We start from the raw sequence: 14992 nt of genomic DNA on the forward strand, positions 1-14992 counted from the left end.
GCGACTCCTATTTCATATCTTTGTTTTCGGTGTTTTGCAGCTGTTTCATCAGATACGCAGGTATTCTCTCTTCCAGCCAGTAGTGGGGCTTCCACAAGCTGCCACTAATGAAGCCGACGTGCCCGCCCTGTCGGCTGATTGCCAATTCCACACATTCACTGACCTCTTCTTGGCGCGGGACGGCGGATGAGCAGATAAACGGGTCGTCCTCAGCGTGAATGATCAGGGTCGGGCGTCGTATCTTTTGCAGCAGCGGCTTGCTGGATGCACGGGTGTAATAGTCGTCCACATCCCGGAAGCCATGTAGCGGCGCAGTAAATGCGTTATCGAACCGCCGGAAGTCCGCGAACAGTTCCCGATTGGTGAGATCTGGCAGCGCGGCCCTGATTCCCGGATCCTCACTTTTCCGCTCCAGGCTTCTTCGCAAGCTTTGCAGCAGATGGCGCTGGTAAACTCGTGAAAACCCGCTATTGATCCGCCGGCTACAGGCGTGCAGGTCCATCGGTGCCGAAACCGCCACACCAGCAGCCAGTGGGCACTGGTCACCGTCCTCCGCCAGCCACTTGAGGAGCACATTGCCCCCGAGAGAATAGCCCACCGCCGCAATGGGTGTATTCGGATATAGGGCCCTGAGTTTTGCCGTGAGCCAGCGTGGGTCGTCACTGTCGCCGCTGTGATAGGCCCGGGGCAGCCGGTTAGGCACATCACCACAGCCCCGAAAGTGCATCACGGCGACTTGCAGCTTTAAATCAAGCAGCTGTTGCATCATGCCCTGTATGTAGGGCGATGAAACGGAACCCTCTAGCCCGTGCAGCAGAAGGACCAGTGGGTGCCGCTCCGAGTCGAACAGGGGCTTTGGCATATGGATGGCCAAACGGTCCCCGTCATCTGTTTCGAACCAGCGAACCCGGGTGGTTATCCATGGCGTGGACCGGTGCAGCCGGGGGAAAAGGGTCTGGAGATGGCAATTACCAAGGCCGGTAGCGGGAACAAACTTCTTTGACATGACGACAGATCTGGCTTGGGAGCCTGACACGATAGCGCCGGCCTGAAACAATGAAAAGCCCGCAGTCGCCTCTTTACGGCTCGAACAGGGGTGGCGGTCCTAGGGGTTCCGCTGGGCCGCGTCTGATGCGCTGGTATCGTTTTGCGGATTCTCTTGCTCCGCCTGAGTAACCCGTGCATAGAGCTGGTAGTCGCCGCCCAGTAACAGGAGGTAAACGTTGTAAGGCTCGAAGTCGTTGCCCTTGTACATGCCCGGGCTACCCTCGGGCATGCCGGGGACCGACAAGCCCAGAGCATTCTCGGGTGGGTCGCTCAGGAACTGGCGAATCAGGCGAGCGGGTACATGGCCCTCGAACACATAGCGGTCTCGCCATACCGCTGTGTGGCAGCTACCGAATCCCTCCGGAATTGCCCATTGGGATTTCACTTTGCCCATGTCGCTGCGATTCGTCACCGCCGGGCTCATGCCCGCACTTTGCAAATGCTCAATCCAGTCTTTGCAGCAAAAGCAAAAACGATGCTTGAAGACCGTCAAGTCCTCCTGGTTAAAGGTGACCAGTGTCTCCTCCCGGCTTTCGATACCGGAGCTTTCCTTCGTCTCCTCGGCAACCGTGGGGAGCGTTACCAGCAGAACAGCACCAAGGACCGCGAATGCACGGATAGAATCAGTAAACTTCCGCAAAGTGGATGGCATAGTGATTACTCGGGTCAGTCCATTGGTAGGCCGTCGAGAAGCCGACAGACTTCAAAAGGGTTTTGAACCCTTCGAGGGTGTACTTATGGCTATTTTCGGTGTGTATGGTCTCGCCCTCCCGAAAGTGGAAGGTTTCCCCCCTGATATGCACGCTCTGGTCAGCGAGACTGACCAGATGCATTTCCACCCGCTGTCTGATCGGGTGGTAAAAAGAGCGATGCGAAAACATTGAAAGATCAAAATCGGCACCGAGTTCGGTGTTGATCCGCTTTAGCAGGTTCTTGTTAAACCTGGCGGTGACCTGCTCACTGTCATTGTAAGCCCGCTCGAGTACAACCGGGTCCTTATCCAGGTCAGTACCGATCAGCAGTGCATCTCCTGTCGAAAGCCTATTGGCAAAGCTGGATAGCAGGACGCTGGCCTGGTCCGGGTCAAAATTGCCGATGGTTGAGCCTGGAAAAAAAATCACTCTGCGACGGGCCTTCATCGCGGGTAGCTCGTCCCATACTGCCCGGGCTGTAAAGTCGCCGACAGCAGCGTGAATGTGCAGATTTGGCAGGCGGGCCTGGATGCGCGCTCGCGCTGCCAGCAAAATTTCGGGAGAAATATCCATCGGCATATAGCCTGCTGGTGAGGTCAGCTCTTCCAGCAAGGGTTCTACTTTTTCACAATTGCCTGCACCGGGTTCAATGATCAGTGCATCGGGACCGATTGCGCTCGCCATCTGCTCGAGCTTACCGGAGAAAATGTCCGCTTCTGTCCGCGTTACGTAATAGTCCTTCAGCTCGCAAATCCGCTCAAACAGACGGGATCCCGATTCGTCGTAAAGATACTTGCAGGGCAAGGTCTTCTGGTCGCGGCTCAGTCCACTGATGACGTCCTGCAGAAAGACCTGCACTTCTGGGTCTACGCCGTTATGGGGTGGGTTGATTGCCATATTCACGGGTTATCTCCTGCCAGGCGGAGGCCGGAAAACTGCCAGCTCTGGTGCGGGTAAAAGAAGTTCCGATAGCTCATGCGGATATGGTCCGCCGGCGTGACGCAGGAGCCACCCCGCAACACTTTCTGGTTACACATAAACTTGCCGTTATACTCGCCGACCGCATCAGCACTGGCCCGAAAGCCCGGATACGGTAAGTAGGCGCTGGAGGTCCATTCCCAGACGTCGCCGAGAAACTGTCTTTGGCCTCGAGCCGCCTGTGGTCGCCAGTTGCGCTTTTCCAGCAGGTTGGCAGCAGCCAGCTGGTCGGGTGCCCGCAGCTGGCAGGCGGCCACTTCCCATTCAAATTCAGTGGGGAGGCGCTGGCCTACCCAGCTTGCGAAGGCGTCGGCTTCGTAAAAGTTCAGGTGACAGACCGGCTCTGCGTCCTGCTCCGGCTGCAGGCCGGCGAGAGTGAACTGGTACCAGCGCCCTTCCCTGTTGCGCCAGTAGGCTGGGTGTTGCGCCTGTGTTTCTCGAACCCACGCCCACCCGTCAGATAACCACAATCGGGGCTCCTGATAGCCGCCGTCCTCGATAAATTCGCGATATTCACCATTGGTGACTAACCGGGAAGCGATGCGGAAATCCCGCAATAGGTTGCGATGCGCTGGTCCCTCGTTATCGAAACAGAAATCTTCTCCCTCGACACCGATACTGTAGGTGCCACCTGCAATCTCGATCCAGTCCAGAGGCTCCGGGCCGGATGGGGACTCCTCCTCTTCCTCACTGGCATCGAGGTAGGCCGGGTAGCCGGGATTGATTGAAAAGGCATGTTTGATGTCGGTAAGCAGCAGTTCCTGGTGCTGCTGTTCATGATTGAGTCCGAGCGTGACGAGCTTGTGCAGTGCGCCATCGATTTCAATATCACCCAGCAAGCGGCTCATGGCCCTGTCGACAAACTGTCGGTACTCGTAGATTTCCTCCCGGCATGGGCGGGAGAGCATGCCGCGATGGGGGCGACTAAATGGCTGGCCGAGCGAATTGTAGTAAGAGTTGAAGATCTCGTGATAGGCGGGGTCGAAGACCCTGTAATTCGGTATTTCCTGGCGCAGAATAAAAGTTTCGAAAAACCAGGTGGTGTGGGCAAGGTGCCACTTGGTGGGACTGGCATCCGGCATTGATTGCAGTTGCATGTCTTCCGCCGAAAGCGGATCTGCCAGGGATTCTGTCTCGTTTCGAATTCGCCGATAGCGGCTGAGGAGGCGGGACTGGACTTCTCTGGATACCTCAGGCGCTGGGAGTGTCATTCCGTATACATTCCGCGTCAGACTTCACTTCATCATACGCAGTTTTGGCGGCAATCCCATGAATTTGCCAGTCGAGAAACGCGATCTGGCGCCTCCTTTTTCGTGTTTGCACCAGGCACAAAAAAGGCCGGCAGAGCCGGCCTTTCTCGTTCTGATTGTCGAAAGTGACAATTAGAAGCGTACGGTGAAATCCGCACCGTACATGCGTGGCATGTAGCGCCAGCCCGGGCTGGCGCCGATAGCAGCACCAGTACCACCGTAACCACCGGCGATTTCCTCGTCGGTCGCGTTCTGCACCCACAGGGCTGCAGAGTAGCGGTCGGAAGCGCTGTTCCACGCTGCGCGCAGGTTCAGCAGCTGGTAGTCCTCGATGATACGAGTCGGATCGGAGATAGAGCCGATACGCTCATCCGTCCAGTTGTAGTCGCCGCGGAAGACCAGGTCGGCACCAGAGGTCATAGGTACGGTGTACTCAGCCATCAGGTTGAACTTGTTCTCCGGGGTGGATACACGCGGCTGACCCACGCGCGCTGCGGCGTCTTCCGCTGTCTCACCGATGGCCTCGATGTAGCCGAAGCGGGTGAACTCGGTATCCAGGTAGGAGTAGTTACCGGCGATGAACAGGTTGTCAGTCGCGGCCCACTGAACTTCCACCTCGGCACCGGTGCCCTCGGCATCGGAGTTACGCAGGTTGTAGCTGGGGATTGGAGTACCAACCAGGTCCAGCTCCTGCAGGTTGTTGTATTCGTAGGCGAATACAGAGGTATTCAGGCGCACACGGTTGTCGAACAGGCTGCTCTTCATACCGATTTCGAGGTTGACCACGTCTTCCTGGTCGAAGGAGGCCTCTACACCCGGACCGAAGTTCAGGGAGTTGAAACCACCAGCCTTGAAGCCGTCCGCCAGAGAGATGAACGTCATCACGTCATCGTTCCAGCGATAATCCAGCACGATACGGCCGGAAATATCGCTCCAGCTATCGCTCAGCTCGGAATCCAGCATGGGCTGGCCGTTATTGAAGAACGCGAGGCCCATCGGAATGCCGGCGTCAACGGTCGGCAGCATGATGGTGCCCTGGACCGGGTAGCCTGCAGGCAGGTTGACCAGCTCTACCGGGCCGCCCAATGTCAGCGGCAGGATATTCTGGTAAGCAGTCTCGATGGTGAAGTCCTTCTCGTCGGCGGTGTAACGCGCGCCGATGGTCAGGTCCATACGATCTGTCAGGCTCCAGGTGGCGTCACCGTAGATGGCCGCAGAGCGGTAGTCACCAGTGTTGAGTACGTTTTCGTTCCAGGCAGCGTCGGCCATTACCCACGGCTGAATGCCGCGCATCAGCTGGGCAACCATATCCTGGGGGTTCAGGTTCTGGGACGCAGTCAGGCCGGTGAGGCCGAAGGCGCCAAGGTTCAGAGCCTGGTCCAACTGACCAGAGCCGGCCAGCAGCTGGTAGACGAAGTTGGACACTGCCAGACCTTCCTGGCCACCCATCATCATCGCCTGGCGGACCTGCACTGCCATATCTTCCTGCTCGGTTTGGCTCAGTGAGTCAAACACATCCTGCGGGATGCCGAAGGCAGCAGAGTTACCCTTGAGACCTTCGTAAACTGCGAAGGATTCCAGGGAGCCGGAGGTGAAGTAAGCTTCCGTCAGGTGCTCCAGTTTCTCCTGGGAGTAAGACGCGCCTACGGTCCACTTGAAGGTATCTGAGGCGCCGTTCAGGCGGAATTCCTGGGAGAACTGGGTCTGGTCGTCGAAGTTGGCGGAACCAAACTTGTAGTCAGCCAGGGAAGTACCGTCCTCATCCTGCTGCAGGTGGGCGTCAAAGCCGCTGTAGGAGGTGATGGAGGTGAAGGTGAAATCTTCGAAGTCGCTGGTAACGGTCAGGGAGGTTCCGAAAGCGTCGCGATCCTCGATGGTCGGGGTATCCAGTGCATAGTCACCGAATACGCTGGTGCCACCGTCCAGAGCCTGCAGGCTCGGTACGATGGAGGAACGCAGTGCACTGCCCTGATCCATGACACCGTAGTTGGCGCGCCACAGTACCTCAGTATTCGCGCTCGGCTCCCACAGCAGGGAGACGCGGTAGGTCTGGGTGTCCTGGTTGCCGGCGTTGAAACCACCAGCCAGGTTGTCCGCCCAGGCATCACGACGGTTGTTGGAGACAGTCATGCGGCCGTAAACGTTGTCCGCCAGCTGCTTGTTCAGCAGCAGGTCGGAAGACTGGCGGCCGTAGTTGCCGGCAGTCAGGCTGACTTCGGTGGTGTCATCGGCCTGCGGCTTCTTGGTGATAATGTGGATGGCACCGCCGGTGGCGTTGCGGCCAAACAGGGTACCCTGCGGGCCTTTCAGTACTTCCACGCGCTCGATATCAGCCAGCGGCACTTCTGCGCCGGCGCCACGACCGGTGTAAACACCGTCCACGTACACTGCCACAGCAGGGTCGGAACCCACGGTGAAGTCACCGGTCTGGATACCGCGAATGCTGTAAGTCGGCTGCAGCGGGGTGTCGTTGTTCATCTCGACGCCGGGAGTAAACTTACCCAGGTCGGTGAGGTTTTCTACGCCCATTGCTTCCATGTTCTCGCCGGTGAAGGCGGAGATGGCAATGGGAACGTCCTGCAGGTTCTCCGCGCGCTTCTGCGCGGTTACCACTACTTCCTCGATCTCCGCGGCATAGGCGGTACTGCTGATCGCGGTGGCAATGGCAATGGCACCGGAGAGTGAAGACAGGCTGAATTGCCGGCTTTTACCGGTCTGATCGGCGTTGTGCATCATCGCGTCCTCGCGTTTGTTGTTATCAGAAAAGCGTGATGTTCTCGGGTTTTTGTTATTCCGCGCCATATTACGGCGCAGGATTCCGTTTTTAAAGCCTGTTATGACTTTTTTCTCATGACTGGTCAGTTCTGTTCGTATCCCGAGGGTTTGGTGCACTTTACTGGCATTAGATTCCTCTTTAAACGATTTTCTGTGACTGCCACATGTCCCAGAGTAACTGTTTTGGCGCCATGCTACTTGTTAATATGCGCCATCAAAGTGTTACTAACCGTATAAAAATTAAGAACTTAGTGCTGGAATCCATCATGTCCCCTACTCTGCTCAACAGCCGCAACCTGAAACGCCTGATCTTCGGGCTGCTGGCCCTCGTCGTAGCGCTGCTGGTCGCGGCTTGGCTCTGGCTGCGACAGAGCCTGCCAGTTTTCGAGGGAAGTCTCGAGACGGGAGTGGTGTCCAAACCAGTCACCATCGAGCGAGATGCTCAGGGCATCGCTTTTATATCCAGCGACAATCGCTCTGATATCGCCTTCGCCCTCGGCTTTCTCCACGCCCAGGAGCGGTTCTTCCAGATGGACCTTTTACGGCGCAATTCTGCTGGCGAACTTTCAGGGCTGGTGGGACCTGCAGCGCTCAAGCACGATCGTGAGGTTCGGCGACACCAGTTCCGCGCGCGAGCGGAGCGCAACATAGCGGCGATGCCGGAGGAAGATCGCCGGGTCCTCAGCCGCTATGTCGCCGGGGTGAATTTCGGGCTGGGTCAACTTGGTGCAGCTCCATGGGAGTATCTACTGCTGGGAACCGATCCCGAGCCCTGGACGGAAGCCGACAGTCTGCTCACCATTTTCAGCATGTACCTGACCCTGCAGAGCCCGGTAGGTAAATTTGAGTGGCGCGACACGGCGTTGGCGGAACTGCTGCCCGCCGACCTTTATGACTTCTATTTTCCCGATGGTGGCCAGTGGGACGCACCACTGATGGGTAACGCAAGAGAGCCGATCTCTCTGCCCACTACCAGCCTCGCTTCACTGCTGGAAGACGGCGATCCCGTCGTGTACCAGCGGATGGAGAGCGATGACAAGATTTACGGCAGTAATAACTGGGTTGTCGGCGGTGCGCTAACCGAACACGGTAGTGCCATTCTGGCGGATGACATGCACCTGGGCCTCAATGTTCCCAACATCTGGTACCGCGCCGGCTGGACGATCCCCGGCACTGACCGAGCTATGCGTGGCGCCACACTCCCTGGCGGCCCTATCGCAGTTGTTGGTACCAATGGATTGGTCGCATGGGGCTTTACCAACACCACGGCAGACTGGGGGGACTTGATTCGCCTGGAAGTGAGTGAGGACGGCACCCGCTATCGGACGCCCAAAGGGTGGCAGGAGTTTGAAGTTGCCAGGGAAGAGATTGCGGTCAAAGGGGCTCCTTCGGAAAGCGTCGAAGTGCGAAAGACCATCTGGGGGCCGGTTGTTGCTGAAGACCATCGCGGCACCCCGCTCGCGTATCGCTGGGTTGCGCATGATGTGCGCGGCGCCAACCTGAACCTGCTGCGCATGGAGACGGTAACTTCGGCCAGTGAAGCACTGGATCTCGGGCCGCAGCTCGGTATTCCACACCAGAACCTGGTGGTTGGGGATCAGGCGGGTAACATCGGCTGGACGGTTGGCGGACCGGTACCCCGACGGGTGGGCCTGGCCGGCGATCGCTCTGTGTCCTGGGCCAACGGTGAAGCCTATTGGGACGGTTACCTCCCCCCGGAGGAGCATCCTCGCATCTTCAACCCACCCTCCCATCGGATCTGGACCGCTAACGCCCGCACCATGGACGGGGAGTTCCTGCGGGTAATGGGAGATCACGGCTATGCCCTTGGCGCTCGCCAGCAGCAGATTCGCGACGGCCTGATGGCCCGGAACAGTTTTACCGAGCAGGATCTGCTCGACATCCAGCTGGATGATCGGGCGGTGTTTCTCGCTCGCTGGCAGAAGCAGCTGCTCCAGACTCTGGATGGCCTGGAGGGTTACGAGGATGTGTACGGCCATGTCTCCAGCTGGGGCGGCCGGGCGGCCGTTGATTCGGTCGGTTACCGCATTGTCCGCAACTACCGCCTCAAGTTTATGGAGCTGACAACGGCGCCGATTCTCACCTATATGCGTCGTTTCCAGCCGGACTTCTCCTTTGGGCCCACCAAACGTCAGTTCGAGTACAGCATCTGGGAGATGGCGACCCGCGAACCTGCGCATCTCCTGAACCCGGAGTTCGAGTCATGGTCGTCACTGAAACTGGCAGCACTGGACGCAGTGCTCACCGAGATGGCGGAAGATGAGAGACCGCTGGATCAACAGAACTGGGGCAGCGAGAATACCGCCCGCATTCAGCATCCACTGGGCAAGGCTGTTGATCTCGTGAACTGGTTTACCGCGATGCCAGCAGACCCACTGCCCGGTGACACCCATATGCCCCGCTTCCAGTCGCCGACCCATGGTGCCTCACAGCGCCTGGTGGTTTCACCCGGTCGAACCGATGCCGCCATTTTCCATATGGCCACCGGCCAGAGCGCGCACCCGCTCTCTCCGTTTTTCGCCAATGGTCATCGGGACTGGGTAGAGGGTCGCCCCTCCCCCCTCAAAGAGCAGGCCACCCGCTATCGACTGACCCTCCACTGATTTATTGCAGGGCGGGATTGACCGCCCTGCATCTTCGGCGGAGAAGTATTCCCGTTATGCGGTTTCGTCGAGTAAGGCGAAAGAGATAAAGGACGTGAGCAAGCCCAGGGGGACTACGAAGGGCAGCAACGGAAAGCAGAGCATCAGTACACCGGCGGCAATCCAGAGGTTTTTGACCCAGCCACGCTTGTGGCGGTAGCGCCGTGAATAACGACGGGAATGCGCGTCTTCCGGATCCGGCAGACAGATTTCACTCTCTCTGGGGAGGAAAGTGCGCACTATTAAAGTGCAGTAAAACCGGATCCAGGCCAGCCACATAATCCACACCGCTTTTCCGCTTCCATAGCAGTATAGATGCGGTCAGGCGGGGGACGATGTGAGAATCAGGGCTCGAACCAGCTCAGCTTTTTGTGCAGGCCGACAACCCCTCCGACAATGGTCAGCGCTGGAGCCTCCACGGCTTTCTCCACGGCAAGCCGGGGCAGCGAATCCAGGTCTCCGACTACCACCCTCTGTTCGCGCGTAGTGCCCTTCTCGACCAGTGCTGCCGGTGTCGACGCTGGAAGGCCGTGAGCCGCGAGCTGATGGCAAATTGTCTCCAGCCCCGTCAAACCCATGTAAAAAACAAGGGTCTGAGCCGGACTCGCGAGTTCACGCCAGGGCAGATGAAGCTCCCCCTCTTTGAGGTGGCCGGTAATAAAGCGCACAGATTGGGCGTGATCGCGGTGGGTGAGCGGAATGCCGGCGTAACTCGCACAGCCAGAGGCCGCCGTGATTCCCGGCACCACCTGAAAGGGGATGCCGGCATCCGCCAGCTTGTCGATCTCCTCGCCGCCGCGACCGAAAATGAAGGGGTCACCGCCCTTGAGTCGCAATACTTTCTTGCCCTCCAGCGCCAGATCCACGAGGCGTTGATTGATATCGTCCTGGGGCACGGAGTGAAACTGCTTCTTTTTTCCTACATAAATGCGCTCGGCATCCCGACGGACCAACTCCAGTACCTGATCGGATACCAGCCGGTCGTAAAGCACCACATCCGCCCGCTGCATCAGGCGCAACGCCCGGAATGTCAGCAGGTCGGGATCGCCGGGGCCGCCACCGACCAGATAGACCTCGCCGCGATTCAGGGAGCGCGTATCCGGTTCGGCGAGGGCCGCGTGCAGCAGGCGCTCTCCCTCCTTCGCCCTGCCCGCCTCGACCTCGGCAGCTACTGGCCCGGAGAAAACCCACTCCCAGAAGCCCTTGCGCGCCGGCTCGGGCAGCGCTTGCTTGACGGTGTCGCGGAATCTGGCTGCCAGTTCGGCGAGTTCACCGAGCCGCGGTGACAGCAGGGCTTCCATTTGCGCCCGAATGCCGCGAGCCAACACTGGCGCTGCGCCGCCACTGCTGATGCCGATTGCGATGGAGCCGCGCTCAACGATTGAGGGAAAGGTAAATGTGCACAGGCTGGGTGCATCGACCGCATTGACCGGAAGGCGGCGAGCTTGGGCATCCCTGGAGACTTCGGCGTTCACCGAAGAGTCCGATGTGGCAGCGATAACCAGCTCGGCCGAATCGAGGAATTGCGCCCGGTAGTTGGCCTGGAACAACTGGCCCCCACTCTCGCGCACAAGCCCTTTAAGCTCCTCGCCAACCTCGGGGGCTACCACAATCAGGCGCGCCTCTGCCTTGCGCAGCAAGCGCGCTTTGCGGGTGGCTATCGCGCCGCCCCCGACAATGACGCAGGGGCGGCCGCGTAAATCAAACGCGAGTGGCAGGTATCGCACCAAGGAATTTCCCTGTGATGTGGCCAGCAGGTGAGAGTCGGCCACAAACCGTTTAAATCAGTTGCCTGTGTATTCGGCAATTGAATTCCAAGTTGGCCTCCCGTATGCCAGCAAGCCGCGGGAGGCCCTGCTGCTGTTACTTCTTATCGGGGTTGATCGATTCCTTGCCACCCATGTATGGGCGCAGTGCGTTCGGGATCTCGATGCTGCCGTCCTCACGCTGGTAGTTCTCCAGCACCGCGATCAGTGTTCGACCAACGGCGAGCCCGGAACCGTTCAGGGTGTGTAGCAGTTCGGGCTTGCCGGTCTCCGGGTTCCGCCAGCGTGCCTTCATACGGCGGGCCTGGAAATCGCCGACGAGAGAACAGGAAGAGATCTCCCGGTATTTATCCTGGGATGGCAGCCATACTTCGATGTCGTAGGTCTTCCGTGCGGCGAAACCGATATCGCCACCACAGAGAATCACTGTGCGATACGGCAGGTCGAGTTTTTGCAGGATCTTTTCCGCGTGGCCGGTAAGGTCCTCGAGGGCCTGCTCAGACTGGTCTGGACGGGCGAACCAGACCAGCTCAACTTTCTCGAACTGGTGCTGGCGAATCATGCCGCGTGTATCGCGACCGTGGGAGCCGGCCTCGGAGCGGAAGCAGGTCGTGTGGGCCACATACTTGTGCGGCAGGGAGGCGGCATCCTCGACGATCTCGTCACGGTACAGGTTGGTCAGCGGCACTTCCGCCGTCGGGATCAGGTAGAAATCCCGCTCGTCTTCCAGCTTGAAAAGGTCTTCGGAAAATTTGGGCAGCTGTGAAGTACCGTACAGGGAGTCCGCATTCACGATGACCGGAACGTTGGCCTCGCGATATCCGTGTTCCTCGATGTGCATGTCCAGCATGAACTGGGCCAGGGCACGGTGCAGCTTGGCGACCTGACCGGTCATCACGGCAAAGCGCGAGCCCGTCAGCTTTGAAGCCACTTCGAAGTCCAGGCCGTTCAGCTGTGCGCCCAGATCTACATGGTCGCGAACCTCAAAGTCGAAGCTGCGGGGCATGCCCCAGGTACGCACCTCGACATTGTCGTCTTCGCTCTCCCCCTCCGGGACGGCCTCATCCAGCAGGTTGGGGATAGCGGAGAGTATCGCGTCCAGTTCCTGCTGCAGTTCACCGAGCGCCTCCTTGGCCTCGCTCAATTGGCCGCCGAGGGACTCCACCTCTTTCAATAGCGGCGCAATGTCCTCACCCTGGGCTTTGGCTCGACCAATATTCTTCGATTTGCTGTTGCGCTCGCTCTGCAGGCTCTCGGTACGAACCTGCAGCTCCTTGCGCCGCTCCTCCAGTTCCTGGAGGCGGGCCGTGTCGAGTTCAAAACCGCGCTTTTTCAGAGTCGCGGCCACTTGATCCATCTGGTTGCGAATGAGTTTGGGGTCGAGCATGGTGCTTTGTTTACCGCATTATAAATATTTCATGGTCAGGGCGATGGCCACGCCGGTGGCAGCCAGGCAGAGCACCAGGCTGATCAAAATATAGGCGAGGGCCATCAGGGGCTGGTCATTGTGCCACAACAGCAGTGTTTCCAGCGAGAATGTGGAGAATGTGGTCAGGGCGCCAAACAGGCCGGTCATCAGTAGCAGCCGCCATTCGGGAGAAAGCATGCCGCGCTCAATAATTGCCACGTATACCACACCGATCAGGAAAGAGCCCAGGACGTTGACGATCAGGGTGCCGAGTGGAAAGCGGCCCTCGAACACGGGGTAACTCCAGACACTTACCAGATGGCGAACCAGGGCTCCGATCGCCCCGCCCACTGCAATTGCCAGCCACTGCATCCTCTCTCCCCATTCTTCCACCCCAAGCCGTGAGGTGGCCCCTGTGTTGGTCAGTTCTTGCCGGACGGATAGCGCCGCTGCGGACTCTCGAGGTTCAGCTGGCGCAGTCTTTCCAGTTTTTCAGAGATCTTGAGCTCAAGTCCGCGGGGAACCGGCTCGTAATAACGTCGCTCGGCGATCGCTTCCGGAAAGTAATTCTCACCGGCAGCGAACGCGTCGGGCTCATCGTGGGCATAACGGTATTCGGCGCCGTGGGACAGGCTCTTGGCCAGCTTGGTCGGCGCATTGCGCAGGTGGATTGGGACCTCGTAGCTGGGATCCCGGCGCACGTCCGCCAGCACCCGCTTGTAGGCGCTGTAGACAGCATTGCTTTTGGGGGCGACAGCGAGGTAGGCGATCGCCTGTGCGATGGCCAGCTCCCCCTCAGGACTGCCCAGGCGTTCCTGCACATCCCAGGCGCCGAGGGCAATCTGTAGCGCGCGTGGATCGGCGTTGCCGATATCCTCACTGGCCATGCGCACGGCACGGCGCGCCACGTAGAGCGGATCGCAACCACCGTCGATCATGCGCGCGAACCAATAGAGCGCGGCATCCGGGTCTGAGCCGCGCACCGCCTTGTGCAGGGCTGAAATCTGGTCGTAGAAATAGTCCCCCCCCTTGTCGAAACGCCGCACATCGGCGCTCAAGACCTCTGCCAGGACCGCCTCATCAATCACGTAACGGCCGCCCTCTTCCCGCGACAGGTCGCAGGCTATTTCCAGCAGGTTCAGTGCACTGCGGGCGTCGCCGTCAGCAGCCCGTGCGAGCTTGGCGAGAATCTCCTCGTCGATCTCAGGCTGCAACTTATGCAGTGCCTCGTCTTCGGCAAGCGCACGGTGCAGCAACTGCAGCAGTTCTTCTTCCGAGAGGTTGCGCAACATATAGACCCGACAGCGGGACAGCAGTGCGTTATTCAGCTCGAAGGAAGGGTTTTCTGTGGTCGCACCGACAAAGGTAACGGTGCCCTCTTCGACATAGGGCAGAAACGCGTCCTGCTGGGCCTTGTTGAATCGATGCACTTCATCCACGAACAGGATGGTGCCTCGCCCGCTCTGGGCCCGCTGCTGCTCGGCCCTGGCCACGGCCTCGCGGATATCCTTGACCCCAGCCAGCACTGCGGAGAGCGTGGTGAAGTGGGCATCACACTCTTCGGCCAGCAGTCGCGCAAAGGTCGTCTTCCCGACGCCCGGTGGTCCCCACAGAACCATCGAGTGTAGCTGGCCGCGCTCAACGGCCTCGCGCAGGGGTTTTCCCGCACCCAACAAATGCTTCTGGCCCATATACTGGGCCAGAGAGGTTGGGCGCATGCGCGCGGCTAGCGGCTGGTTTCGCGATTGACTCGCAAAAAGGTCACTCATCGCGAATGATGTCCGTCCCCGCAGGTGGCTTGAAGTTGAACAGCGAGTCAGTGAGCTTCGGATTGGCCTGGACCCGGTTGAACTGAATCTTGGTGGTCTGCCCCATGCCGTCGCGAACGGTCATTCCCGACGGAAGGCCCTGGTTGGAAAAGCGGATTTCCATGGCCTTGAAGGGGGCGTCGGCGCGTTTGGGTGTCAACTGGAAGGCGCCATCCTTCGCATTGACGTCAAAGGAACTGCGAATCTCCTCGACCTTGCCGCCGAGCAACAGTGCCGGTGTCTCCTTGAGTCGGTTGTCGACCGGGCGGATGGTGACCTGTTCCAGGTCCGGGTCGTACAGCCACAGCTTGCGATTATTGGTCACCAGCAGCTGCGGGAAAGGCTCACCGGTTTCCCAGCGCAACTTACCGGGTCGCTGGACCGAGAATGTACCGCTGCTCTTTTGCAGCACCTCACCACGTTCATCGATGAGGGTCTGCTTGAATTTTCCTGAGATAGCACCGAGGGGTTGCAGCAGGCGGCTGAGGTCATCGGTGGCATCGGCCAGGGCGCCAGTGGAGACCAGGCCAAGGGCGAGCAAGGCATTACGCAAAAACATTTTCATTGCTGATATCCATTTCGGGACTGTCCCTAAAGATTAGATG

Annotated in this window: 12 protein-coding genes; 1 reads left to right on the top strand and 11 read right to left on the bottom strand. The window is 59.1% G+C overall.

Annotated elements, in window-relative coordinates; genetic code table 11:
- Positions 1-7: 7 nt before the first annotated feature.
- From AUP74_RS12740 to AUP74_RS12760, 5 genes are all read right to left on the bottom strand, one after another.
- The gene (locus AUP74_RS12740; RefSeq protein ID WP_069948880.1) at positions 8-1006 is read right to left on the bottom strand and encodes a hydrolase; all 999 of its coding nucleotides are present in this window, start codon (positions 1004-1006) and stop codon (positions 8-10) included.
- Positions 1007-1105: 99 nt separating this feature from the next.
- Positions 1106-1699 carry a DUF411 domain-containing protein gene (locus tag AUP74_RS12745; protein ID WP_069947905.1) on the bottom strand — a complete coding sequence of 198 codons (594 nt, stop codon included), beginning with the start codon at positions 1697-1699 and terminating at the stop codon, positions 1106-1108.
- A complete protein-coding gene (egtD, locus tag AUP74_RS12750) occupies positions 1671-2636 on the bottom strand; it encodes an L-histidine N(alpha)-methyltransferase (protein WP_069947906.1) in 966 nt (321 codons plus the stop codon). The genes AUP74_RS12745 and egtD overlap by 29 nt, the downstream gene beginning before the upstream one ends.
- Before the next feature lie 2 nt (positions 2637-2638).
- A complete protein-coding gene (gene egtB / locus AUP74_RS12755) occupies positions 2639-3928 on the bottom strand; it encodes an ergothioneine biosynthesis protein EgtB (RefSeq protein WP_069947907.1) in 1290 nt (429 codons plus the stop codon).
- Positions 3929-4099: 171 nt separating this feature from the next.
- Positions 4100-6703 (bottom strand): TonB-dependent receptor, encoded by a 2604-nt coding sequence (locus AUP74_RS12760; RefSeq protein WP_069947908.1) that lies wholly within the window; start codon positions 6701-6703, stop codon positions 4100-4102.
- Positions 6704-7008: 305 nt separating this feature from the next.
- Here AUP74_RS12760 and AUP74_RS12765 point away from each other — a divergent pair, with 305 nt between their 5' ends.
- Positions 7009-9366 (top strand): penicillin acylase family protein, encoded by a 2358-nt coding sequence (locus AUP74_RS12765; protein ID WP_069948881.1) that lies wholly within the window; start codon positions 7009-7011, stop codon positions 9364-9366.
- Positions 9367-9420: 54 nt separating this feature from the next.
- Here the strand turns inward: AUP74_RS12765 and AUP74_RS12770 are convergent, their stop codons facing one another.
- From AUP74_RS12770 to lolA, 6 genes are all read right to left on the bottom strand, one after another.
- Positions 9421-9645: a hypothetical protein gene (locus tag AUP74_RS12770; RefSeq protein WP_226999790.1), complete on the bottom strand. Its 225-nt coding sequence runs from the start codon at positions 9643-9645 to the stop codon at positions 9421-9423.
- 104 nt (positions 9646-9749) lie between these two features.
- Positions 9750-11132: a siroheme synthase CysG gene (gene cysG / locus AUP74_RS12775; RefSeq protein ID WP_069948882.1), complete on the bottom strand. Its 1383-nt coding sequence runs from the start codon at positions 11130-11132 to the stop codon at positions 9750-9752.
- Positions 11133-11268: 136 nt separating this feature from the next.
- Entirely contained in the window at positions 11269-12558 is a 1290-nt protein-coding gene (gene serS, locus AUP74_RS12780) for a serine--tRNA ligase (protein WP_069947910.1), read from the bottom strand.
- A gap of 18 nt (positions 12559-12576) precedes the next feature.
- Positions 12577-12951 (bottom strand): fluoride efflux transporter CrcB, encoded by a 375-nt coding sequence (gene crcB / locus AUP74_RS12785; RefSeq protein WP_069947911.1) that lies wholly within the window; start codon positions 12949-12951, stop codon positions 12577-12579.
- A gap of 50 nt (positions 12952-13001) precedes the next feature.
- Positions 13002-14348, bottom strand: coding sequence for a replication-associated recombination protein A (locus AUP74_RS12790; protein WP_069947912.1), 1347 nt, complete (start codon positions 14346-14348; stop codon positions 13002-13004).
- Entirely contained in the window at positions 14341-14952 is a 612-nt protein-coding gene (lolA, locus tag AUP74_RS12795; RefSeq protein ID WP_069947913.1) for an outer membrane lipoprotein periplasmic chaperone LolA, read from the bottom strand. Before lolA ends, AUP74_RS12790 begins: the two co-directional genes overlap by 8 nt.
- Positions 14953-14992: the final 40 nt, after the last annotated feature.

The organism is Microbulbifer aggregans (genome assembly GCF_001750105.1).
Lineage (GTDB): Bacteria > Pseudomonadota > Gammaproteobacteria > Pseudomonadales > Cellvibrionaceae > Microbulbifer > Microbulbifer aggregans.

Bases quoted from the DNA above. Each gene is read 5' to 3' on its own strand.
- AUP74_RS12740 (WP_069948880.1), bottom strand. From the start codon at position 1,006: ATGTCAAAGAAGTTTGTTCCCGCTACCGGCCTTGGTAATTGCCATCTC.
- AUP74_RS12745 (WP_069947905.1), bottom strand. From the start codon at position 1,699: ATGCCATCCACTTTGCGGAAGTTTACTGATTCTATCCGTGCATTCGCG.
- egtD (WP_069947906.1), bottom strand. From the start codon at position 2,636: ATGGCAATCAACCCACCCCATAACGGCGTAGACCCAGAAGTGCAGGTC.
- egtB (WP_069947907.1), bottom strand. From the start codon at position 3,928: ATGACACTCCCAGCGCCTGAGGTATCCAGAGAAGTCCAGTCCCGCCTC.
- AUP74_RS12760 (WP_069947908.1), bottom strand. From the start codon at position 6,703: ATGATGCACAACGCCGATCAGACCGGTAAAAGCCGGCAATTCAGCCTG.
- AUP74_RS12765 (WP_069948881.1), top strand. From the start codon at position 7,009: ATGTCCCCTACTCTGCTCAACAGCCGCAACCTGAAACGCCTGATCTTC.
- serS (WP_069947910.1), bottom strand. From the start codon at position 12,558: ATGCTCGACCCCAAACTCATTCGCAACCAGATGGATCAAGTGGCCGCG.
- crcB (WP_069947911.1), bottom strand. From the start codon at position 12,951: ATGCAGTGGCTGGCAATTGCAGTGGGCGGGGCGATCGGAGCCCTGGTT.
- AUP74_RS12790 (WP_069947912.1), bottom strand. From the start codon at position 14,348: ATGAGTGACCTTTTTGCGAGTCAATCGCGAAACCAGCCGCTAGCCGCG.
- lolA (WP_069947913.1), bottom strand. From the start codon at position 14,952: ATGAAAATGTTTTTGCGTAATGCCTTGCTCGCCCTTGGCCTGGTCTCC.